Below are 22,466 nucleotides of genomic sequence, written 5' to 3'. Positions count from 1 at the left end.
TCCGGAAAATTGATTCAAAGCAAGCCATCATTCGATGAGCGCAAAACATACCTGTTAAAGATTAGCCAATACTGCATAATGATTAACCGCACCGTATTCATAAGAAGAATATTTGGTTACAATAAGCGCAATTAATCGCCCAAGGATGGGCCGTATTCACTCTCAAAAAACGTGAACAACATGACTGGATCTTTGACTGAACGCTATCAGACAGTACTGGACCGCATTAAACGGGCGACCGAGCAGGCAGGACGCCACGCCCATTCGGTACAATTACTGGCCGTCAGTAAAACTAAGCCGATTGAGGCCATTGAACAGATTGCACAACAGGGACAAACGGCTTTTGGTGAAAACTATGTGCAGGAAGCATTACAAAAAATTGCACAACATCCTGACCTGGAATGGCACTTCATCGGCCCCATTCAATCCAACAAAACCAAACCTATTGCCGAACACTTCCAATGGGTACACAGTGTCGATCGTTTGAAAATTGCACAACGTTTGAGTGCTCAACGGCCAGAAAGCTTAGGGCCGTTGAATATCTTGCTGGAAGTCAACGTCAGCAACGAACCCAGCAAGTCCGGGTTTACCGAAGAGGAATTGTTTGCAGCGGCCCATGAAATTGCTCATCTGCCCAACTTAAAACTGCGCGGATTAATGGCCATACCGCAAATAGCCACTCAGTTTGAGGAACAACGCAAGCCTTTTGCACAAATGCGCCGCTTGCTTAGCCAACTGCAAAATCAACTCCCTGATTGCCAAATCGACACCCTTTCCATGGGGATGTCAGGAGATTTAGAAGCCGCGATTATGGAAGGCGCAACGATGGTGCGCATCGGTACCGACATCTTTGGCCAAAGAGAAAAACGATGAAATTTCTAGTCGGTAAATGGAAAAACAGCTGGTCGGTGTTCTACCTGATACTCCTGACCAACACCCTGGTTCTGCTATTGCTGACCTACGGTAAATATCAAGACCTCAAACAGGATAAATACGCTGAACTCGGTGCCTTAACCAAACTTCTCTCTCACAGCATGCATTCCAAGCTGGTCGAGAATGAACTGCTGCTGGATCTGCTTGGCAAGCAGCTTTTAGAGGATAACCGCTATCAAGACCGTGATAAGACTCAAGCTCTTTTAAAGGGGATGCTTGAAAGCAACCGTTCTCTGGGTGGTTTTGGCCTGGTCAACCCGCAAGGCGATTTCATTGCGGTCAGTGACAACATCGATCCCAGCCAATTAAATAATTTACTCGAGCAGGAAATCACGCGTGATAGTTTCAAACAGGCCCTGAACAGGGACCAGCTTGTGCTTGGCCGAACCTACAACTTTAAAGCTGGCAGTCAATGGGCTTTACCATTACGCAAAGCGTTACGTAACGCTTCTGGTAAAGTAGTGGCCGTCATGACCACGGGTTTAAGGGTCGACAACAATTCTTTGTTTGACGATAGCGATTTTAAACAAAGTCGGCGAGCGATGCTAATCAATGCACACAATTACTTTCATATCTATTTCAGCGGTTTGAATGCCGACCAATACCGCAGCGTCTATTCCCGGCCGCTAACTCCCCAATCAATTGCCAGCATCAGCAGCAGCCTGCAAAAGGATTACGGGGTGACTCTGCAGCAAGCGCAGCAATTCAACCCCAATGTGCCTTTATTTATGGAACGCCATTCCGACTTCTTCAAGGGCACCATTATCGAAAGTGCCATCTATGAACCCGTATATGGAGTTTGGACCGTCATTTCTGAACCCGTTAGTGTCTTCTATAACCGATTATGGGATACCTTCAGTCAGTACTTGCTGATTTTTGTGCTCTCGAATTTCATGATTTATGGTCTTGTGCGCACCTTTTCACGCTACGAAGCCTCTACGCGCAAAAAGTTGCTGTTTCAAGCCAATCATGACCCGTTAACCGGGCTGTATAACCGCAACTATCTCAATCATAAATTCCAAAACCACGACGAACTCAAACAGCGCATTAAGGTTTTGTTTGTCGATCTCGACAACTTTAAAAACATCAACGACACCTTTGGTCACGCCGTCGGCGATAAACTGCTGATTCAGGTAGCCAACCGTCTGAGACGTTTTGTCAGCGAACAGGAACAGGTGGTCCGGTTTGGCGGTGACGAATTTGTGGTGCTGCTGTTTGATGGTCAAAATGAGCAACAGATCGCCGCTTCCATTATCCAAACCCTGTCGGAAACCTATCTGATTGAAGGTATGCGCTTCAACATCGGCGCCAGTGTTGGGATCGCTTATGCCGTTCCGCATCAATACTCTCTGGAAACCGCTCTCAGCCATGCCGACATCGCCATGTATCAGGCAAAAAAACGCAAGAACAGCATCGAAATTTTCTCGGATGAACTGCAAAATCAATTGACGCGCAAAACCGCACTTGAACACCACCTGCGCAGCGCGGTGCGTAACCGAGAAATTTACCTGACCTACCAACCCCAACTCACGCCCCAGCAAGAGCTCTATGGCGTTGAAGCGCTAGTACGCTGGAATAACCCTAAGTTAGGCCAGGTCTCGCCTATCGAATTTATCTCGGTTGCAGAAGAAATCGGCATCATGCCTCAACTCGGGCGTTTCATTGCCCAAACGGCACTGGTCGAAATAGGCGAATTGCAACAGCGCTTAAACAGCCACTTTAAACTTTCGATTAATGTTTCCGTGGCTCAGTTTATGGAAGCCGGATTGTGTGAGGAGTTGACTCAATCGATCCTCGACAGTCAATTGCAATCCAAGCAGATTACCATTGAGGTGACCGAGTCCCTGTTTATTGAGTCTCTCGACCGCATTCTGCCGATTCTCAAACGCTTTAAAGCGCAGCACATTAGTTTGTCATTGGACGATTTCGGCACGGGATTTTCCTCTTTAAGTTTGTTGAGGAAATTGCCTATCAATGAACTGAAAATCGATAAGATGTTTGTCGATGACATTCAGGAAGGTGGTGATGACGGCGGCCTGATCGAAAACATTATCGACATCGCCCAAAAAATGGGAATTCATACGGTGGCCGAAGGCGTTGAACATGCATATCAAGCCAAGGCACTGGAAACCTACGGCTGCGATTTATATCAGGGCTATCTGTTTGCCAAACCGCTGACCAAAGCAGAGCTGGAACAATTCATTCTCGACAAACAAGCCAATTCAAACGCTTAACAACCCAACAGGCCTGCTGAGTTTTTAACGCATAAAAAAGCCGGAAACCTTGGGGCTTCCGGCTGTCTCTCCTTTTTGCAACATGAAAAAGACGCACTTCTTCACGTTAAAGGGCAGTTTTTCCAACGCTTGCTAATCGCGCCTTTACCGCCTCTAAAATAGTTATCGGCCGGTTTTTTAGAAGCTTAAATGCTTTTTCAACTCATTTTTTTAAATGAATCATTACGCCACTTCAGCCAGCTCATTTTCTGAAGCAACAAATGGATTGGTCACCCAGTCGCGTAAACGGTTATGAAAATCTTGAATACGTTCTAATGGTGCTTGAGCGTTCTGCTCAACTTCTGGCACATTCTCTGTATTTGGCATCAATTTGGCCATTAGTTCATCAACAAACGCGCGGCTGTTTGCAAACAGTTCATCGAGTTTAGCGACGGTTTGTTCCCATTGATCAAAATAATCCGGAAGGCGGACAGAAGACGGCACAGTCTCATTTGCGCTATCGGGCTGAAGCGACTGATATTGAGCGACTGCAGCCTGCTGATAGCGACTCACCTCAGTACGTTGCTGAGAAAGGTTCAACTGCATACTTTGCAACTGCCCATAATCCAAGTCCATCTGCACGGCCTGTTCAAAGGCCGCTTCGACATCACCACTATAAAAGCGATCAGCCAAACGACCGACTTGCTCAAAAACATCAAACACCGCATTTAATTCGTCCTCATTAAGCTCACCGTCAACACTGAAGGCAAAGCGCTCTTCAAAGGCGGTCATTTCCATCGCTTCACGACTTTCAAAATAGCGCACACCTTCAGGCCCGACTTGTCCGGCCTGTTGTTCTTTATAAGATCGGTACTCGGCGTACAACTGCCTAAAGTCCACCGTAACCAGGTCACCTTCTTGTGTTTTCAACTGTAGGTTCATGGTTTGACTAAACGACAGGGCATGCTCATAATTTTGCATACGTGCCGCAGCGAACATGCCCTGCTCGCTGGTAGAAACCACATCTTGACCGCTATTCTGCGGCGTTTTAGACAAGCCAAGCGGCTCAGCTGGATCGTTTCGCCCCTGCAAAAGAGCATTCTCTCCCTTTAGGCGGGATTCTATCGCTCCGGTTAACAGTCCGTTAGAAATTGCTGAGGTTAACATCTTGGCCTACCCTGATTAAAACGTTAAAAAAGTTCCCTTGTGATTTAACGACCCTCTATTTGTCTGTTTTTACGGGATCGCGTTGCTTTTCATAAACTTATATCGACCCGTGAGCGCAAAACTTGAACCTAGCCATAATTTTTTTATTGATATGCGTCAATTTCAGGAGTGATACTTTTGACACCCCTTCTCAGCCAGTGATTAAATCAGTCTATCCCTTCATCTATTTCGCCATGCCAGCACTATCGGCTAAAGGATTCATCATGGATACATTCACTTCATCCGCTTGGCTACGTCTGTTGATACTGTCGCTATCTACGTTTCTCATCACTGCCTGTGGTGGCGGTGGCGGAGGAAGCTCAAGCAGCACCGACCCGGAAATTTCCATCGCCGATACTCAAGCCATAGATAGCGCTACCTCGGTGGAAGTGGCCGTCACTTTGTCCCAAGCGAGTGGCCAAACTGTCACCGTAAACTATGCCACGGCGGATGGTACGGCCATTGCCGGCACCGATTATGAATCCGCCAGCGGCACCCTGACCTTTGCCGCAGGGGAAACCAGCAAAACCATCACGATCACCTTGGTTGACGGCCGTGATGCCAGCACGCTTAAGGCCTTTACCGTTACTTTATCCGAACCGGCACACGCCACTTTAGCGGATAGCCAAGCAACCATTTCTCTTCTGGATGCTGAACACAGTGCTATGTTCAACAACCCGAGCTACTTGGCCAACTGGGGAATCAAGGGCATCTTTACCAATGCCACGACCTGTGCGTCCTGCCATACAGGCACCACCACGGTGATGAATTACAGCGGCACTGATGTTAGCCCGGCCACCCAATGGAAACACAGCGTAATGGCACACTCCTTAAACGACCCTTATTTCAATGCCGTGGTGGAAGAAGAAGTGCACATCTTCCCGGACAAGCAAGTCTTTATTGAAGACACCTGTCTGCGCTGCCATGCACCGATGGCGAGCACGCACGCCCATCAAAACATCGAGCTGTTGACCGAAGACCCTACCGGTTTGAGCACCGACGGCGGCTACCCGTTTGCCACCGCCATCTCTGAGCCGCACGCACGCGAAGGGATTTCCTGTACCGCCTGTCACCAGATGCAGAACCAAGACCTGGGGCAGGTTGCCAGCATGAGCGGGCATTACACGATTAAATCGGAAGAAGAAAACAATGGCGTCAGCCCAAGTATTTTCGGGCCATTCAAAAGCCCGGTTGGAAATGCCATGCAAAACAATACCATCTACACACCGGAATATGCCGCGCACATTCGGGAATCAGCGATGTGCGCCACCTGCCATAACCTGTATACTCCAACGTTGAATTTGGAGGGTGATCCGCACCTGGTCGACGGCAACATTGCTCAATTCCCGGAGCAGACCCCTTATTGGGATTGGTTGAATAGCCAATACTCGGATCCTGCCACCGGAAAAACCTGCCAGGCCTGCCATATGGCATCACCGGCGGATGGCTATACTACTCCGATTACCACCAGACCGGCTGATGCAACAGCAAGACCTTCCGGAGTTGACGATGCGGACAGTGTGTTTTCGGTGCATGAATTCGTCGGCGGCAACAGCTATCTGCTCGGACTGCTGAAAACCTACATGGAAGAATTGGGGATTGCCGATAAAACCACGGAAAGCGGCTTTGATGAAAAAATCACCCAAACACGGGCTATGCTGTCACAAGCTGCAACGATTGAGACGAACCCCACGAATAACGCTGGCACCCTGACGATTCCCGTGACCATCACCAACCTGACCGGTCACCGCTTACCGACCAGTTTCCCATCGCGCCGCATGTGGGTTCATCTAAAGGTCACCGACGTCAACGGGTCGGTCGTCTTTGAGTCTGGCGCAGCGGATGCCAACGGGCGCTTAGCCAAAGATGAACAATTCAACAATTATAAATGTCTGAAAATCGAAAAAGACGATCCTGAATTCGACTACTCAACCTGTTATGAACCGCATCACGACACCATAGATGATGCCAACCAGGTTCAAATTTACGAACCAGTATTGGGCGACGTAAACGGCGGCATCACCCACGTATTGCTGCACGCCAACCAGTATCTGAAAGACAACCGCCTGCCACCTATTGGCTGGACTTTGGAAAACCGCCACCCCAATCCGGTAACACCAGGCATGTACGATGACGATATCAACGGCTTAGCAACCTCGGACACCAACTTTGCTGCCGGCAAAGAAGGAGCGGGATCCGACGGTAAAGACACGGTCACTTATGAAGTCGATACCAGCGGTGCAACCGGGCCATTTACAGTTGAAGCTGAACTGCTCTATCAAAGCATCCGTCCAAGTTTCGTCTACGGCATGCATGCTGACGATCCGGAGCACGGCATTGAAGGCGACAGTTATGTGCGTCGCTTCAAATACATGTATGAAAATACCCCACCTATTCCAGAACAAATTGACGCGGTATCCACCTCCGTCAATTAAACTGAAAAACGCCGCATACACACGCGGCGTTTTTTATACGTTCTAAACCCGACAGGCCTGCTGGGTTCCGTGCCTTAAGCCTAGGTTTTTTATCTAAACCTTTAGAAAACCCGTTTCTCTGTTTTTCTATACACCGCTTAGGGTATTTTTTAACGGGTTATCCTTTATAATAAGCGCATTCAAATGATTAACGGAATGAACTCAATTATGAATTCAACGCTCTGTTTTATTGGTGGCGGCAACATGGCCAAAAGTTTGATTGGCGGCCTGATTGCCAGTGGTTATGCCAAAGAGAAGATTCGGGTCGCGGATCCCGGCGAAGCGCAACGTCAAAATTTGACCACAACATTTGGCATTCACTGCTTTGCCGATAACCAGGAAGCCATGGAAGGCGCCGACATCGTTATTTTGGCGGTCAAACCGCAAATTCTGCAAAGCGTGTGTAAAAGCATTCAAAACAGCGTACAAAACAACAAGCCGCTGATCGTTTCCGTCGCTGCGGGCATTCGTTCTGCCGACATCAATCGCTGGCTGGGTGGTGATCTGGCCATTGTACGCACCATGCCCAATACGCCGGCGTTGATTCAAAGCGGAGCCACCGGTCTTTACGCCACGGCACAGGTCGATAACGAACAAAAGAACCAAGCCGAACACATCATGCGCGCAACCGGTCTCACCGTCTGGGTCGACCAAGAAGACAAGCTGGATGCGGTGACCGCCCTCTCAGGCAGTGGTCCGGCGTACTATTTCCTCTTTATGGAGGCGATGGAACAGGCGGCCGAGAAACTGGGGTTGGACGCCAAAACAGCGCATTTACTCACCATGCAGACCGCGTTAGGCGCCGCCAAAATGGTCATGGAAAGTGCGGACGACTGTACCACCCTGAGGCATAACGTCACCTCTCCCAACGGCACGACCGAAAAAGCCATTCAAACCTTTGAAGATCAGGGGCTGCGAGAAATCGTTGAAAACGCGATGCGCGCCGCACAAACCCGAGCCCAGGAACTGGCCAACGAATTGGGAGGAGAAGTTTAATGGATACAATGAACACCTTAGGCTCCCCGGTGGGACAAGGCGGCTTGTTCTTGTTGCAATTTATCGTCGGCTTGGTCATTTTTGCATTGATGCTGCGTTTTTTAATGCGTGCAACCCATGTAGACTGGCGCAATCCGATTGTGCACTTTGTCGCAAAGGTGACTAATCCGCTGTGCGCACCGGCCAACAAAATCATTCCGATTAAAGGTCGCTGGGACTGGGCTTCAATTATCACCGCCTTAGTCATTCAGGCCATTTTTGTCTGGGTCATCGGCTGGCTGACCAACCGTGATTTTGGTGCCATAGCGATCGTTCTGGCTTCCACTACTGAAATTCTGAATCAGTTGCTGGATATGATGTTCTGGCTGATCATTATCCAGGCCGTTTTGAGCTGGGTTTCCCCTGGCTACAACCCGAATACGGAGATTTTCAACCAGATCACCCGTCCGATTCTGGCGCCGTTTCAACGTCTAGTTCCGCCCATTAGCGGCATTGACCTTTCGCCGTTAATTGCCATTTTAGCGATCAAACTGTTTCAGATTGTTGTGATCGGTTCCATTGTGCAAGTCGCACAAGGCTTACTGTAAAAACGGAATAGACGCATGAGCTCAGCCACACAGCAAGAAAACAGCGCGATCACAACACCGCAAATACTTAAGGTAGACACCCCTTTGGAAACAGAGAGCGGAGCCGTTCTTCCCGGGTATGAACTGGTGTATGAAACTTACGGCGAACTCAATGAGGATGCCTCTAACGCCATCCTGATCTGCCATGCATTGAGCGGAGATCATCACGTTGCCGGTATAGATGCAGACGGCAAGCCGGGGTGGTGGGATGGTTATATCGGCCCGGGAAAAACCATCGATACCAATCGTTTTTTTGTGGTTTGTTCCAACAACCTCGGAGGGTGCCGCGGCAGTACTGGGCCGACCACCATCAATCCCAACACCGGCAAGGTGTATGGCCCAGACTTTCCAATTATGACCTGCCGCGATTGGGTCAACAGCCAAAACGAACTGCGTAAACATTTAGGCATTGAAAAATGGGCCGCACTAGTCGGCGGTTCTATGGGCGGCATGCAGGTTTTACAGTGGGCGATCGACTATCCGGATAAGCTTGAGCATGCCGTTGTCATCGCGGCTGCACCGAAATTATCTGCGCAAAACATTGCCTTTAACGAAGTGGCCCGCCAAGCGATCATGTCGGATCCGGATTTTCACGATGGCCGTTTTATCGAACACGGCACCACACCAAAGCGCGGGCTTGCGCTGGCACGCATGCTGGGACACCTAACGTACCTCTCCGATGACATGATGGGAACGAAATTCGGTCGCGAACTGCGTGAAGGCAAGCTGCAGTATAACTTTGACGTAGAATTTCAGGTTGAAAGTTATTTGCGTTACCAAGGTGAAAAGTTTGCCACCAAACAGAATTTTGATGCCAACACCTATCTGCTGATGACCAAGGCATTGGACTATTTTGATCCGGCGGCCGAATATGATCATGATTTAACCCGAGCCCTGGCCAACGCCACGGCCAAATTCCTGGTCATCTCGTTTACCTCAGATTGGCGATTCTCGCCGGAACGTTCGCATGAAATCGTCAAAGCTCTGCTCGATAACGATGCAGATGTCAGCTACGCTGAAATCACTTCGGAACATGGACACGATGCCTTCTTACTGCCTAACCCACATTACGAAGGCGTCTTTAAAAGCTATATGAATCGCATTTTGACTGAGTTGGAATCAGCCCAGACGAACGCAAAGCCCTCTTAAGAGTGAGTCAAGCTAACATGCATATTTCACCAGAATTTAAATTGATTTCAGACTGGATCACCCCCAATAGCCGCGTGCTCGATTTAGGTTGCGGTGACGGTCGATTACTGACCCATCTGATCAATACTCATCAGATCAGCGGTTATGGCATGGAATTGGACCCGGACAAAATCATTCAGGCGATTGATGCCAATATCAATGTGATTCAGAGCAATTTGAATAACCACGACATCTGTCACTACTTTGATGAAGACTCGTTTGATTATGTCATCATGACCCAGGCTTTGCAGGTCGTAAAACGTCCCGACGAATTGCTGGACGATATGTTGGCGATTGGTAAACAGAGCATCATTACGTTCCCGAATTTCGGTCACTGGAAAATGCGTGCCCAGCTGCTGTTTAAAGGCCGCATGCCGGAAACCAAAACCCTGCCTTACCACTGGTACGATACCCCTAATATTCACTTGTGCACCTTTAATGATTTTGAAGACCTGTGTGAAGCAAAAGGGATTGAAGTCGTGGAACGCGCCGTAGTCAACGCCGAGCACCGCAGCACCTTGGGCATGAAAATCGCTCCGAATCTACTTGGCGAAATCGCCCTCTACAAGGTGCAAAAGAAAGCTTAATCAACGGCGCAAACAGGCTAATACCAACCAGGCCTGTTCAGCTTGACGCTCTTTGTCGAACTCCTGTTCGATACACATAGATTACAATTACTTAGCAAGGTTCAATACAGACTTATCAAAAATGATAATAACTATCATTAACCTTGCTATCCATAACCATTCGTGCTATTGTTCGCCCTTACTGAAAATTCGTTTCAATAGTAATTCTTGATCGCCTATGCCTCATCGTTCCGACATCACCCTCGATCTCTGCCACGCTGGACAGACCAGCGAAATCACGGCACTGACCGGTGACTTAGAAACCAAAAAACGTCTGGTCAACTTAGGCTTTCACACCCACAGCATTGTGAAGCTGATCCTGGTTCGCGGCCACAATATGGTGGTGTGCGTGGATGGCACTCGCTTTGCCATTGATAAGCAAATCGCACAAAACATTCAGGTAGAAGTGCTGTCATGACAGTGGTTAAACCCAAAATCAAATTCAAAAAACACGGTTTCCCGTCCAAACACGCTTATCAGGTTGCCCTGATCGGCAGTCCGAACTGTGGAAAAACCACACTGTTCAACCGCTTGACCGGTTCGCAACAAACCACCGGAAACTGGCCGGGGGTCACGGTCGAACAGAAGTCGGGCTATATCGACATCGCCGACATGCATTACCACTTAATGGATCTGCCCGGTGTTTACAGTTTGGAAAGTTCGAGCCATACCGGCCTGGATGAGAAAGTAGCCCTGGATTACCTGCAGTGCCAGCCGACCGATCTGATCCTGAATATCGTCGATGCCACCAGCCTGGAGCGCCAGCTTTTCTTGACCGCTCAGCTTCTGCATATGGGGCTCCCTGTCGTCGTCGTGCTTAACCGCATGGATCTGCTTAAAGAGCGTCATCTGCAAATCGACATTGAGGCACTATCCAAATCGCTGGGCTGTCCCGTCATTCCGGTATCCGCCTATTTCAACCAGGGAATTGACGAATTAAAACAACAACTTCCCAACCTGGTGAACCGCAAATCGGATCTGCATTTTGATCTGCCGGAAACGCTGCACGCATCGGTGCATGCGGTGCGTGATCTTCAAGCGCAAGCGGATTCTGACTCCTGCTGGAAAACCCTGCAGATGCTGATCAAACCGGAACTGGCACCATTGGAGTTAAGAAGTTTTTGTGCGGCTGAAAAAACTAAGCTTGAAGCGCATTATCAAGAAGATCTGGCGCTGATTTCTGCCGATCTCTATTTTCAGTTTGCCCATGAAGCCGCACACAGCAGCCTGATTCATACCGATCGTTTTACGAGAAACACGACCGACACCTTGGATCGCTGGGCACTTCACCCAATCTGGGGACTGCCTATTTTCCTGCTCGTCATGTACATGGTGTTTGCGCTCTCCATCACCATCGGCAACACGTTCCTCGACTTTTTTGATCTCGGCGCCCAAGCCCTGTTTGTCGATGGCCCGACCGAACTCCTGCAGGCGATTAACGCCCCTGACTGGCTGATTGCCATTTTGGCACAAGGCATCGGCAGCGGGATTCAAGTGGTCGCCACTTTTATTCCCGTTATCGGCGCACTTTTCTTGCTCCTTTCTATCTTGGAAGAAAGCGGTTATATGCAACGTGCGGCCTTTATTATGGACGGACTGATGCGCAAACTCGGCCTCTCCGGCCAGGCCTTTATTCCCTTGGTCGTCGGCTTTGGTTGCAATATCCCTGCGGTACTCGCTTCTCGGACGCTCCCCGATCAACGCGATCGAATCATGACGATTATGATGACCCCTTTCATGTCGTGTAGCGCGCGATTGACCGTGTACGTGATGTTCGCCACGGCGTTTTTTGCCGACTATGGCGCCCTGCTGGTATTCTCGCTTTATGTGGTGGGGATTCTGGCCGCCGTGCTGACGGCTCTGCTGTTGAAATACACCTTATTACCCGGCACCGCCCCGGCACTGTTGATGGAACTGCCTATCTATCACAAGCCCGCCATCATCAATGTGCTGCTGAACACGCGCAACCGCCTTAAGAGCTTTATTCTCGATGCCGGTAAAGTCATTGTTCTCGTCGTGCTTGGCCTCAATTTATTGAGCAGCTTGGGAACGGACGGTTCTTTTGGACATGAAAACCAAAACGACTCCGTATTGAGTACCGTCGCGAAAACAGCCACCCCCATCTTCGAGCCCCTAGGCGTCAATGAAGAAAACTGGCCGGCCACGGTGGGGCTGATTACCGGACTCTTGGCGAAAGAGGTCGTCGTTGGTTCATTGGATGCGCTTTACCAGAATATGGACAATACCGCCCCGATCAACAAAGAGGAACCTTACGATTTTATCGGCGCCTTACAAGAGGCCGTAATGACCATTCCGGCCAACCTCCCCGGGATTGTCACCGATGTTGATGACCCACTGGGCTTGCAGTCGATTGAGAACATCGCTGACAAGAAAGCCATCGCTGAAGAGCAAGGCTTTACTCTCTCAACGCTAGACAAAATGGTCAACTATTTTGACGGCAAAGTCGGGGCTTATGCCTACCTGCTTCTGGTGCTGCTCTATTTCCCTTGTGTCGCCACCTTTGGTGCCATAAAACAAGAGTTGGGTTGGCGTTGGGCCCTTTACAGCGGGGGGTGGAGCCTGTTTTTAGGTTACAGCACGGCCGTTGCTTTTTATCAGATATCGACCTTCAGCTCACATCCGCAAAGCTCCAGCCTGTGGCTAAGTGCGATCGCGCTCGGCTTCATCACCATCGCCCTGTTACTGCATCGTACCGGACGTGCTTACCGGCAAAAATCACCCCGCACCTTGCCATAACCGTTCGTAGCGGTTCCCATTTTCACCGTTCCTGCGCCAAAATTCGCTATCTACATTTTGGCGCGATCCATGCTAAGATTGAAAATCAGTTATTCAAGTTTTGGAAGCCGCCCCTATAATCAGCTGGGTGTAATGGGGAATTTTGCCAAGGAGTTCGGTTCGGCCATATGAACAAGTGGTTCAGAAAAGGAAATTCTAGACGTTTTTACCGGATTGACATGCCGGTACGTTATTTTATTGTCCCCGCATCACCGCTTGAAGACTGCGAGATTTACGCAACCGGCGTCGATTATTTTCCGGAGACCGTACAAAATAAAATTAACGCCTATAAATTTACCGTTCACCACTGGGCGCATCGAATTCAAGAGCATGCGGAGATTCTCGTTCCCATTTTTAATGAAATGGTGGAGTACATGGAATTTTTTGGCGACAGCACCAAAATGATCGCCCAGGGGCGAAACCCGCTCAAAAATTCACAAAGCAAACTGCGTTTGCAAAGCCATCTGCAAGGCTTCAAGCGGATCAAACAAATACATGCCTCTTCCCCGAAGACCTATCAATATCTGACCATGATTGAAGAAAAGTATCTGGCTTTCCTACGCAGCATGTTATGGAGTCTGGAACACTCATCCCCCACCCAATTTACCGTAGAAAAACGCTTGCCGCAGGGCTTTAAAGTGGATGAAGTCATGCCGCTGTTTGAGGCCCCCAAGTTTGCCAAAATTCCACTGATCCAAACACTGTCAAGCGTCTACAATTATATGAACGCCTATCTGGAAGTGTTCCGCCAAATTCATGATGACAACTCCTTAAGGCAACATCCTGAAGAGTGGCCGGTGAGAACCGCTAATGTCAGCGCCAGCGGCATTGCCGTTAATCTGGAGAAGCGCTTTCCCAATTACTCGAATGTTGATGTATTGCTTTACTTTCCGGAAGACGAACAGGTCCTGCAGTTTGAGGGCAGCATCGTCGATATTCGCAGTGATGAAAAAACTCAGACAGAACGGATCGCCATCAACTTTGAATTTCCGGACGGGGCACTTCAGGACTATCTGCAAACGCAAATTCAGAAACAGGAAGTGAAAGAATGTATGAGCATTCTTTTTTAACGGTCACTCGACGACATTCATCGGCCCTTACAGGCTTTAATTCGATTAGGGAGTAACAGAGGTTTATGCCAGGTAGCAGCCACGAAGTCGATCCAACATTCATGGATGAACTGCCGTTGTCGGTCAGAGATCCGGCATTGGATATGATCCGCTATGCCACCCTCAAAGAGATGTTGTTGATGCGCATCAACGGACCGACATCTTATTACCGGGAACGCTATTCGCTGAGTGAAGAACAGTGGACTCTGGTGTTGAATGCGGTGCTTTTGACCAAAATCAGTTACTTTCAGATTACGATGGACTTCCCGAATGCGTATATTGACAAGCTGCTAGAAATCGCCGCCTTTGCCGCCGGGCTGCCGGGACAAGATGCCGCCGGACTGTATAAAGCCATGGTCAACGATCATCCTATGTTCGCCGATTGGATCAAACGCTGCCTGATCGTCAAACAGCAGAAAGCGCGCGGCCAAAAAAGGGCTTGATCGGTTTACCCCGCACTTTACGCACCTTTAACGCGACTTAATTCACAGCAAGGTGATTCGGAAAACTCATAAGCCGCACCGAAGCCGTGGACATAACGGCCCTTTTCCACTTTAAGCTTAAACAAATGGAAATCCGGCAGAGTCTGCAACACCTTAATTACCTCGCCAAACTGCTTTGAAAAAAGCGTAAACAGTCTGTCAGCCTCTTCGCCTGGCCGCGCCACCTCGGCAACCGACAAACTTAAAGACAAACGCTCACGCGCAAACAGTTCTTCTGTTTCACTTTCATCCGCCAACAACAACCCACTGACGGTTGCTTTGCTATTCGGTTGCGCTAACAAGTTCAGAAGATTGCTAGTATGCGCCGCCAATTCACTGACCAGAATGACCAGCTCACTTTCGCTTGCCCATACAAACGGCACGGCCCCGTTGTCAACCGTACCGTCTTGCGACAGCGTGCTTAATACCAGAGTGCGGCGCCTCTGTAAAAAATCCCGACAGGCCTGTTCAGTTTTTGAGCTCATCCATTCTCTACCACGCTTAATAAGAACACGCTATCTTTTGCCATCCAACTGAAGCACGCGCCGCAGCCAATGTGAAATGTCATCCAACTCTTCGGCACATACTTGATGTTGCATCGGATACGTATGCCATTCGACGTGATAGCCTTTGTGCTCCAAAGCTTTGCGGGACTGGTCGGCAATCGGCAGCGGAATCACCGGATCAGACAGGCCGTGCGTCATCATAATCGGCATATGGCGATGCATATAGAACTGTTCATACATCGGGCAGTAGGTCGACAGCGCCAGAATCCCGCCAAGCGCTTGCTGATAACTCAAGCCCGCATGCAAAGCAATCAAGCCGCCTTGCGAAAATCCGGCCAGCACGATTCTTTGCGGAGCAATGCCGGCACGGATTTGTTGCTGCACCAGATCATACACTTGATAGCAGGCCACACGAATCCCGGCAGCATCCACCTCGCCCATCAAGTCCATGGAACGGATGTCATACCAAGCACGCATCGTCGCCCCACCGTTAATCGTCACTTCCTGATAGGGTGCGTGCGGAAACACAAAACGAATGCCATGCTCTTCAGGCAAATCCAATTGCGGAACCACCCCCACAAAGTCTTCACCGTCCGCGCCTAAGCCATGTAGCCAAATGACGGCAGATTGAACCTGACCTTGCGGTTCGAGAATAATCGGAGCAGTTGATGTCGGATCCATGAGATTCCTTCTGAGGTTAGGTTGCAAATGATTGGCTCATATTTTAGAGACCCTCAACATTATCCCTGCGGGTTTCTTATATAAGCTTTACATCGGTTCTGATAGAATAGCGCTTATTTTAACGGCTTGGCAAAACTTTCACCAAACGAACCAACATCATGTCTGAAGCACACACTCAATCGGTCTTAACGCACTCTGTCCCAACCAGACGAGTTCCCCCTTTCTTGTTATTGGCGACAGGCCTGCTCAGCATCACTCTGCTCACTGGCTGCGGTAAAAAAGGACCGCTGTATATCCCGCAGGCGGAGGAGTCTGCCACGCAAACCGGTTCGGAAAAAACGGAAAATACGCCCGCCGCCTCAACTGCAACACAGGAAACACCATGACACAGCCTTTTGTTCTCAAAAACAACACGCTTTATGCCGAAGACGTCAACCTGGCACAGTTGGCCAAAGAGTTTGGTACGCCGCTCTATGTCTATTCACGCAGCGAATTGGAAAACCGCTGGCTGGCGTTTGACAGCGCATTTGGCGAACAACCGCACCTGGTATGCTATGCGGTAAAAACCAACTCCAATCTCGCGGTCCTCAACGTATTGGCTAAGTTGGGCGCCGGGTTTGATATTGTTTCTCAAGGGGAGCTGGAACGCGTACTGCGTGCCGGTGGCGACCCTGCTAAAGTGGTGTTTTCCGGCGTAGCCAAACAATCCAAGGAGATCGAGCGCGCGCTAGAAGTGGGCATTCGCTGTTTCAATATCGAATCCCATGCTGAACTGGATCGCATCCAAACGGTTGCCGAGCGCGTGGATAAAGTGGCAAACATCTCCATCCGCGTCAATCCGGATGTGGATGCGAAAACCCACCCTTATATTTCAACCGGGCTCAAAGACAATAAGTTTGGCGTCGACATCAATACGGCTCCGGAACTGTATGCTAAAGCGCAGGCTTGTTCGCACATCCGCCCGGTTGGCATCGACTGTCACATCGGTTCTCAGCTGACCGATATCACGCCGTTTGTGGACGCTCTGGAGCGCGTCCTCTCCCTAAAAACCAAACTCTCGGAAATGGGCATTGAGATTCACCACCTAGATCTCGGCGGCGGCTTGGGGATTCAATACACGGATGAAACCCCGCCAGCGATTGACGACTATATTCAAGCGCTGGTGAGCAAGTTGAATGACGAATCCGTGGAGATCATTATCGAACCGGGCCGAGCCATTGCGGGGAACGCCGGCGCGCTGCTCACCGAAGTGGAATATTTGAAACCGACGGCGCACAAAAACTTTGCCATCATCGATGCGGCCATGAACGACCTGATTCGCCCGGCACTCTACCAGGCTTATCAGCAGATCGTGCCGGTTACGCCTCGCAATGATGGCTTAAATGCCAAATGGGATATTGTGGGCCCGGTGTGCGAAACCGGCGACTTTTTGGGCAAAGACCGCGAGTTGAACCTGAAAGCGGGGGACCTGTTAGCCGTGCTTTCCTCAGGCGCTTACGGCTTTACCATGAGTTCAAACTACAATACCCGTCCGCGCGCCGCAGAAGTGATGGTACAGAATGATCAGGCCTGGTTGATCCGTCCGCGTGAAACCTATGACGATTTGATGGGCAGCGAACGCCTTATCGGCAACAATGTAGAATAAATCCGTTAATTTTTTTTTACAAAGGGGGGCACATCGCCCCCTTTTTATTTTTGCCGTTCTCAAGAATCGAGCTGGTGCACCACGGATCAGACCTTTCATCCCTTGGAATAAATTCAGTCAGGTTCTTAATGCAATGAACGATCAAAAAACGCTGTTGTTTGAGCGTAGCGAATTCAGCGTTTTCAGTAAACAAATTTAGAACTTGCGAATTCATGAAATGGGACGCTTTTTTGTGGTTACTCGTTTTGGGCGAACCAAAATAGGTAACGGTAAGGCTTTGTACACTTGTAATAGTGAAGCAATCAATTAAAAAGACTACCCAATAAAGTGACTGTTTCACTCATAAGATCAAAACACTCCTTATGTTTATCGAAACATTTACAATAAATCTGAACAGGCCTGTTCAAAACTTTCTGTAACCGAAAGAGAAACCTAAAGCCGTTTTAGTGAAACAGACCGTGTGCCTGCCAGAGATGCAGATCGGCCAGCACCGCCGCGTCGGGCAAACGGTTTTCCTCACCGCGCACACGCGCAATCTTGGCTTCGCCTCCACCGCGCTCGATCAAGGCTGCCCAGACCTCGTTCTCTTTTATCCAGGCAATCAACATCGGCGCGCCTTCCGTGTCGGTGTCCGTTGTGAAGTCAGTCAGCCAGGCATGCTGCTGATGCATGCTCAACTGAACCCACTGTTCGAATTGAGTCAACCTCATAAACGCCTTGTGCGATCGCTGCAGCTGTTCCATCAGCCCAGGCATGCTCTCTTCATCACCCTGCAAGGCTTCTTCCAGTTCGGTATTCAGCCAGCTTTGATAGAGTTGCTCTACCTCGACCAGATAACGGCTGTCTCCAATACGCGCCACTTCCTGCTCCGGCAAGCCAAGATGCTCCGCCAAACGGTAGGCATCCTCTAACAAGGCGACCATGGATTGGCACTGCATCGGTCGGCACGGCAGTTGCGCCAACGCTCGATGCAAGCGACAGCCGATCAATTCAGGGAAACGCGCGGCCAAAGAAAGGGCCATCGAATTAATCCGCGGCAAATTCTGTAGCGCCTGCAGGCGTTTGTCATCCAACAGGCAGACTTCAACCTGTTCGGCAATCTCCTGATTGACCCAACGCAAGCGCAAATTGCGCAGAAACTTGACCGTTTCGTCTTTCCCCGGCCATCCGACCTGAGTCACCATATCCACCCTTTTTCCGGAAAGTAAGGCGACGATCTCCGGCTCTTCCAATTCGGAAGCAACCAGACGCCAGGCCAGCAAAGGCGCATGATCCAGTAACTCTAAAAGCTGGGGATATTTACCGCAATAATGCACCAGCGTCAGCTGATGAGAGGGAAACAGCGCGCAACTGTCCTGCACCCATTTGGGAATCTGCTTGCGCCAATAAGCCAGTTGTGAGTAACTAGACCATTGAAAGATCATCCACTCCTCAGGATAGCTGGGAATCGGTTCTGAGTCGAGCATCATCCGATCCCAGCCCATCACCTGCACCACACCGGCTTCGGGATAGAGGGTACGCGCATCAATCCATAAGGTCTGCTCGACCTCATCCCAGTAACACTGTTTTGCCAGTTTCTGCTGACGTTTAAACGCCGCCGAATGTGCAATCAGTCTAGGCTTCAAAATACGCTTCCCGGATCTTAAGCACCTCCGGCAACACCGCGACAAAACAGTCTACGAGCTCGGGGTCAAAATGTTTGCCCTTCTCTTTTTGCAACAAGCCCACCGCTTTGTCGACCGGCCACGCTTGTTTATACGGCCGTTCCGACGTCAAGGCATCAAATACGTCCGCGATGGCAACAATACGCCCTTCAATCGGAATGTCCTTTCCTGCCAAACCGTGCGGATAGCCTTTACCATCGTATTTTTCATGGTGAGTCAGTGCGATCTGATAGGCGACCTTGAGAATCTCAGACTCCGAGTCTTTCAAGATATTCGCGCCGATCAACACATGGTTTTGCATCGCACTAAACTCTTCATCGGTAAGCTTGCCGGGTTTCATCAGAATGGTATCGGAGACCCCGATTTTGCCAATATCATGCATCGGCGAGGCCAGTTCGATCAAACGGGCCCGCTTCTCTCCCAAGCCCGCCTGTTTGGCGATCAGATAGGAGAACAGGCTTACGCGTTTCACATGATTACCCGTTTCATTGTCACGGTACTCCCCCGCACGCCCCAACCGTTCGACGATTTCAATATTCGCCTTGTTTAACTCGGCGGTGCGTTCACGGACCTTCTGATCCAAAATCTCATTCTGCTGCTGCAGTGCTTTACGCAAGAACCAGTTTTCCAGCTGCAACTCAACCCGTCTGAGCAGCTCCTGCTGATCAAACGGTTTAGTGACATAATCATTCGCGCCGGAGTGCAGCGCTTTATTACGGTTCAATTGGTCGTTTTGCGCGGTCAGCATGATCACCGGGGGCTTGTCTTCTTGGCCATAGTGCCGGCTAATCACCGAGAGCACACCAAAGCCATCCAGAATCGGCATATTAATATCCAATAGAATCAAGTCGGGGGATAACTCGATCAACTTACCGGCCACCTCCAACGAGTTGGCACAGGTTTCCACATGGCGATAATTTTCTTGCTCAAACACATCGCGGATCAACTCCAGATTCACCTCCTGATCATCCACGACCAGGATTTGCGCTTGCTTTAGCCTCTGTTTAATCTTTGGCATGCACGCTCCCTCACAATTCCTTCAACAACTTAACGAGATAACTGATCACCAAAGGCTTCGTTAAATAATCATCAAACCCCAATTGCATCCCCCGTTCAATATCCTCAGGCATGGCTTTAGCCGTGACGGCAAAGATTTTAGGCATTCTTTGTTGCAGAGCGGCATGCGACTTTAAAACCTCAAGGGCTTCTTCACCGCTCATATCCGGGAGATCCAAATCCAATAAAATGCAATCCGGCTTCAGTTCTACAGCCTTTTCAATGCCAATTTCTGCGGTCGGCGCAATCGTGAGCTCAAAACCGTCCAGGGTTTCAAAAATTTCCGACATCAATTGCATATTCATCGGATTGTCTTCAACATACAGCACCTGTTTAAGTCGAGGTAGAATGGCGATTTGCTCACTTAACGCCTCTTCCGATTTTGGCTGCGGTAAAGCGAAATCACTCTGAATCGAACACGCCCCTTGCTGTTCGATCGGTAATTCAAACCAGAACACCGATCCTTGGCCCTCGACACTGCTAAAACCGATTTCCCCTGATAACAGTTCGATGATCCGTTTGGTAATGTTTAACCCGATCCCGGTGCCTTCAATCGACTTGCCCTCATGCCCCAAACGGTTAAACGGTTCAAACACGCTTGCTTGATGTTTTTCCGCAATGCCTACCCCGGTATCATGAACGCTGACCCGTAAACGGGGACCATTCTCTGTCTCACGCTGCCCACACTCAATTTCAACAATCCCATTCGGACGGTTGTATTTGATCGCATTCGACAAGAAGTTCAGCAAAACCTGTTTAAGGCGAGTGAAATCACCGAGTACGCAGACGCGGCAATCATCCTTGTTCAAATAGCGTAAGGTAATCCCTTTACGGTCCGCCATGGGTTGAATGGTGGAGACGCAGTTTCTAATCACATCCTGCATCGCCACCGAACTCAATTCGACATCCAAAGCGCCCGATTCAATCTTGGCCAGCTCAAGCACCTGGTTGATCAGTTCCAGTAAGTGACGCCCCGATTGGCTGATATTCTGCAACTGCCGTAACTGCTTGGAGGTTAAATCCGTATTGGCCAGCAAATCTGAAAAGCCGATAATCGAGTTGAGCGGCGTGCGCAATTCATGACTCATGCTCGACAAAAAATCGGATTTAGCCAAGTTGGCTTGCTCCGCCTGCTGTTTGGCCTCTTTTAACTCTTCAGAAATCCGTTTACTGCTCGTAATATCCTGCACAACGCCGAGCATACGTACAGGCTTGCCGGTGTGGTCGCGAATCACATCCCCTTTTTCGGAGACCCAGCGCACGGTGCCGTCCTTCCAGACAATGCGGTGCTCGATATCATAGTCTTCGCCCTTCTCCACACAAGCACTGATTGCGGATGAAACCAGTCCCACATCATCAGGGTGAATGGCCCCGATAAAATTCTCATAACTGGTTTCCATAGCCTGGTTTGGCCCGCCAAAAATGGGCGCGACCATCTCCGACCACCAAAGTTCATTGGTTTCTATATTCCAATCCCATGAACCGATGTTGGCAAACACCTGGCTTTGGTGGAGACGTTTTTCCACTTCTTCGAGCTGGTTCAACTTGGTTACCAGTTGCTGTTCGGTTTTTTTCAAGGCGGTGACATCCGTGCGGATGGAGATAAAGTGATCGACCTCACCACTCTTATCCAATACCGGCTGAATACTCGACTCCACCCAATAATAATCGCCGCGTTTATTGCGGTTACAGATGGTGCCGTGCCATACATGGCCATCCTGCAAGGTATTCCAGACCTCTTTAAAAAACCCTTTGGGATGGACGCCGGAATTCAAAATGGCATGATCTTCACCAATCAGATCGCAAAGCGAATACCCCGAAATTTCAACAAACTTGGGATTAGCGGAGACAATGGTGCCATAACGATCGGTTTTTGAAATAATCGCATGGTTATGCACGGCATAGAGGTCGCCCCATGTGGTGGAGAGAAAATCATCCCCATACTTTTCCAGCAGTCCTCCGGGAGCAATCAAGTCCTGCACTGTAGCCTTAATACATTGCTGAAACCGTTTGAGCAACGTGAGCTCGTTTGCAGAGTCGGACACTTCAGACGCAAAGGCATTCAGTAACTCAATAAAGTCGCCAAAGTGCTCTTTCTGAGACTCCGGAACAATTTCAAACAACTTTTGCACACTGCGGCGCTGCAATTCCAATGCCTGCAATAATCGCTTGGAAACACGCTCATTCCTAACGGTCTTATCCGCCAGAATTTCAAGCGACAACACCTCATTAGTGATAAAACTGACGGCACCGGACTTTGGCATA

General features: G+C 49.6%; 19 protein-coding genes. 13 read left to right on the top strand and 6 right to left on the bottom strand.

Annotated elements, in window-relative coordinates; all coding sequences use genetic code 11:
* The first annotated feature begins 180 nt into the window (after positions 1 to 180).
* On the top strand, positions 181 to 873 hold the full coding sequence (locus QCB44_RS00630; RefSeq protein WP_279407286.1) for a YggS family pyridoxal phosphate-dependent enzyme: 693 nt from the start codon (positions 181 to 183) through the stop codon (positions 871 to 873).
* Positions 870 to 3,167 carry an EAL domain-containing protein gene (locus QCB44_RS00625; protein ID WP_279407284.1) on the top strand — a complete coding sequence of 766 codons (2,298 nt, stop codon included), beginning with the start codon at positions 870 to 872 and terminating at the stop codon, positions 3,165 to 3,167. The genes QCB44_RS00630 and QCB44_RS00625 overlap by 4 nt, the downstream gene beginning before the upstream one ends.
* Before the next feature lie 222 nt (positions 3,168 to 3,389).
* Here QCB44_RS00625 and QCB44_RS00620 read toward each other — a convergent pair whose 3' ends face one another.
* Positions 3,390 to 4,313: a hypothetical protein gene (locus QCB44_RS00620; protein WP_279407282.1), complete on the bottom strand. Its 924-nt coding sequence runs from the start codon at positions 4,311 to 4,313 to the stop codon at positions 3,390 to 3,392.
* Between the two features lie 263 nt (positions 4,314 to 4,576).
* Between QCB44_RS00620 and QCB44_RS00615 the strand changes: the two genes are divergently transcribed.
* The 9 genes from QCB44_RS00615 to QCB44_RS00575 all read left to right on the top strand — a co-directional run bounded on the left by QCB44_RS00615 (position 4,577) and on the right by QCB44_RS00575 (position 14,610).
* A complete protein-coding gene (locus tag QCB44_RS00615) occupies positions 4,577 to 6,787 on the top strand; it encodes a Calx-beta domain-containing protein (protein ID WP_279407281.1) in 2,211 nt (736 codons plus the stop codon).
* Between the two features lie 195 nt (positions 6,788 to 6,982).
* Positions 6,983 to 7,822, top strand: a complete 840-nt coding sequence (proC, locus tag QCB44_RS00610; protein ID WP_279407280.1) for a pyrroline-5-carboxylate reductase — start codon at positions 6,983 to 6,985, stop codon at positions 7,820 to 7,822.
* On the top strand, positions 7,822 to 8,409 hold the full coding sequence (locus QCB44_RS00605; RefSeq protein ID WP_279407279.1) for a YggT family protein: 588 nt from the start codon (positions 7,822 to 7,824) through the stop codon (positions 8,407 to 8,409). Before proC ends, QCB44_RS00605 begins: the two co-directional genes overlap by 1 nt.
* Positions 8,410 to 8,424: 15 nt before the next feature.
* Entirely contained in the window at positions 8,425 to 9,597 is a 1,173-nt protein-coding gene (locus QCB44_RS00600; protein ID WP_279407277.1) for a homoserine O-acetyltransferase, read from the top strand.
* 23 nt (positions 9,598 to 9,620) lie between these two features.
* Positions 9,621 to 10,223 (top strand): methionine biosynthesis protein MetW, encoded by a 603-nt coding sequence (metW, locus tag QCB44_RS00595; RefSeq protein ID WP_347710089.1) that lies wholly within the window; start codon positions 9,621 to 9,623, stop codon positions 10,221 to 10,223.
* Between the two features lie 217 nt (positions 10,224 to 10,440).
* Positions 10,441 to 10,680, top strand: coding sequence for a FeoA family protein (locus tag QCB44_RS00590; RefSeq protein WP_279407274.1), 240 nt, complete (start codon positions 10,441 to 10,443; stop codon positions 10,678 to 10,680).
* Positions 10,677 to 13,019, top strand: a complete 2,343-nt coding sequence (gene feoB, locus QCB44_RS00585) for a Fe(2+) transporter permease subunit FeoB (RefSeq protein WP_279407273.1) — start codon at positions 10,677 to 10,679, stop codon at positions 13,017 to 13,019. Before QCB44_RS00590 ends, feoB begins: the two co-directional genes overlap by 4 nt.
* A 218-nt stretch (positions 13,020 to 13,237) precedes the next feature.
* Entirely contained in the window at positions 13,238 to 14,128 is an 891-nt protein-coding gene (locus QCB44_RS00580; RefSeq protein ID WP_279407272.1) for a PilZ domain-containing protein, read from the top strand.
* Positions 14,129 to 14,193: 65 nt separating this feature from the next.
* On the top strand, positions 14,194 to 14,610 hold the full coding sequence (locus QCB44_RS00575) for a hypothetical protein (protein ID WP_279407271.1): 417 nt from the start codon (positions 14,194 to 14,196) through the stop codon (positions 14,608 to 14,610).
* Between the two features lie 17 nt (positions 14,611 to 14,627).
* On the opposite strand, the gene QCB44_RS00570 is transcribed toward QCB44_RS00575, so the two are convergent.
* On the bottom strand, positions 14,628 to 15,134 hold the full coding sequence (locus tag QCB44_RS00570) for a pyridoxamine 5'-phosphate oxidase family protein (RefSeq protein ID WP_279407270.1): 507 nt from the start codon (positions 15,132 to 15,134) through the stop codon (positions 14,628 to 14,630).
* Positions 15,135 to 15,164: 30 nt separating this feature from the next.
* Entirely contained in the window at positions 15,165 to 15,836 is a 672-nt protein-coding gene (locus QCB44_RS00565) for an alpha/beta hydrolase fold domain-containing protein (protein WP_279407269.1), read from the bottom strand.
* A 158-nt stretch (positions 15,837 to 15,994) separates the two neighbouring features.
* Between QCB44_RS00565 and QCB44_RS00560 the strand changes: the two genes are divergently transcribed.
* Positions 15,995 to 16,222 carry a lipoprotein gene (locus tag QCB44_RS00560; RefSeq protein ID WP_279407268.1) on the top strand — a complete coding sequence of 76 codons (228 nt, stop codon included), beginning with the start codon at positions 15,995 to 15,997 and terminating at the stop codon, positions 16,220 to 16,222.
* Complete coding sequence (gene lysA / locus QCB44_RS00555) at positions 16,219 to 17,481, top strand: diaminopimelate decarboxylase (RefSeq protein ID WP_279407267.1); 1,263 nt, start codon at positions 16,219 to 16,221, stop codon at positions 17,479 to 17,481. Before QCB44_RS00560 ends, lysA begins: the two co-directional genes overlap by 4 nt.
* A gap of 443 nt (positions 17,482 to 17,924) precedes the next feature.
* Here lysA and QCB44_RS00550 read toward each other — a convergent pair whose 3' ends face one another.
* The 3 genes from QCB44_RS00550 to QCB44_RS00540 are packed head-to-tail and all read right to left on the bottom strand — an operon-like array spanning position 17,925 to position 22,465.
* Complete coding sequence (locus QCB44_RS00550; protein ID WP_279407266.1) at positions 17,925 to 19,106, bottom strand: hypothetical protein; 1,182 nt, start codon at positions 19,104 to 19,106, stop codon at positions 17,925 to 17,927.
* Positions 19,096 to 20,163, bottom strand: a complete 1,068-nt coding sequence (locus tag QCB44_RS00545; RefSeq protein ID WP_279407265.1) for an HD domain-containing phosphohydrolase — start codon at positions 20,161 to 20,163, stop codon at positions 19,096 to 19,098. The genes QCB44_RS00550 and QCB44_RS00545 overlap by 11 nt, the downstream gene beginning before the upstream one ends.
* A 10-nt stretch (positions 20,164 to 20,173) precedes the next feature.
* Entirely contained in the window at positions 20,174 to 22,465 is a 2,292-nt protein-coding gene (locus tag QCB44_RS00540; RefSeq protein WP_279407264.1) for a PAS domain-containing hybrid sensor histidine kinase/response regulator, read from the bottom strand.
* Position 22,466: the final 1 nt, after the last annotated feature.

The sequence above is a fragment of the Thiomicrorhabdus sp. zzn3 genome (assembly GCF_029767755.1).
In the GTDB taxonomy this organism is placed as follows: Bacteria; Pseudomonadota; Gammaproteobacteria; order Thiomicrospirales; family Thiomicrospiraceae; genus Thiomicrorhabdus.
This window is presented reverse-complemented; position numbering and strand designations above follow the sequence as displayed.

Excerpts from the sequence above, each read along its gene's own strand:
- QCB44_RS00625 (WP_279407284.1), top strand. The coding sequence starts at position 870 with ATGAAATTTCTAGTCGGTAAATGGAAAAACAGCTGGTCGGTGTTCTAC.
- QCB44_RS00575 (WP_279407271.1), top strand. The coding sequence starts at position 14,194 with ATGCCAGGTAGCAGCCACGAAGTCGATCCAACATTCATGGATGAACTG.
- QCB44_RS00630 (WP_279407286.1), top strand. The coding sequence starts at position 181 with ATGACTGGATCTTTGACTGAACGCTATCAGACAGTACTGGACCGCATT.
- QCB44_RS00620 (WP_279407282.1), bottom strand. The coding sequence starts at position 4,313 with ATGTTAACCTCAGCAATTTCTAACGGACTGTTAACCGGAGCGATAGAA.
- QCB44_RS00605 (WP_279407279.1), top strand. The coding sequence starts at position 7,822 with ATGGATACAATGAACACCTTAGGCTCCCCGGTGGGACAAGGCGGCTTG.
- QCB44_RS00565 (WP_279407269.1), bottom strand. The coding sequence starts at position 15,836 with ATGGATCCGACATCAACTGCTCCGATTATTCTCGAACCGCAAGGTCAG.
- feoB (WP_279407273.1), top strand. The coding sequence starts at position 10,677 with ATGACAGTGGTTAAACCCAAAATCAAATTCAAAAAACACGGTTTCCCG.
- proC (WP_279407280.1), top strand. The coding sequence starts at position 6,983 with ATGAACTCAATTATGAATTCAACGCTCTGTTTTATTGGTGGCGGCAAC.
- QCB44_RS00540 (WP_279407264.1), bottom strand. The coding sequence starts at position 22,465 with ATGCCAAAGTCCGGTGCCGTCAGTTTTATCACTAATGAGGTGTTGTCG.
- QCB44_RS00600 (WP_279407277.1), top strand. The coding sequence starts at position 8,425 with ATGAGCTCAGCCACACAGCAAGAAAACAGCGCGATCACAACACCGCAA.
- QCB44_RS00615 (WP_279407281.1), top strand. The coding sequence starts at position 4,577 with ATGGATACATTCACTTCATCCGCTTGGCTACGTCTGTTGATACTGTCG.
- QCB44_RS00590 (WP_279407274.1), top strand. The coding sequence starts at position 10,441 with ATGCCTCATCGTTCCGACATCACCCTCGATCTCTGCCACGCTGGACAG.
- lysA (WP_279407267.1), top strand. The coding sequence starts at position 16,219 with ATGACACAGCCTTTTGTTCTCAAAAACAACACGCTTTATGCCGAAGAC.
- QCB44_RS00560 (WP_279407268.1), top strand. The coding sequence starts at position 15,995 with ATGTCTGAAGCACACACTCAATCGGTCTTAACGCACTCTGTCCCAACC.
- QCB44_RS00545 (WP_279407265.1), bottom strand. The coding sequence starts at position 20,163 with ATGCCAAAGATTAAACAGAGGCTAAAGCAAGCGCAAATCCTGGTCGTG.
- QCB44_RS00580 (WP_279407272.1), top strand. The coding sequence starts at position 13,238 with ATGCCGGTACGTTATTTTATTGTCCCCGCATCACCGCTTGAAGACTGC.
- QCB44_RS00570 (WP_279407270.1), bottom strand. The coding sequence starts at position 15,134 with ATGAGCTCAAAAACTGAACAGGCCTGTCGGGATTTTTTACAGAGGCGC.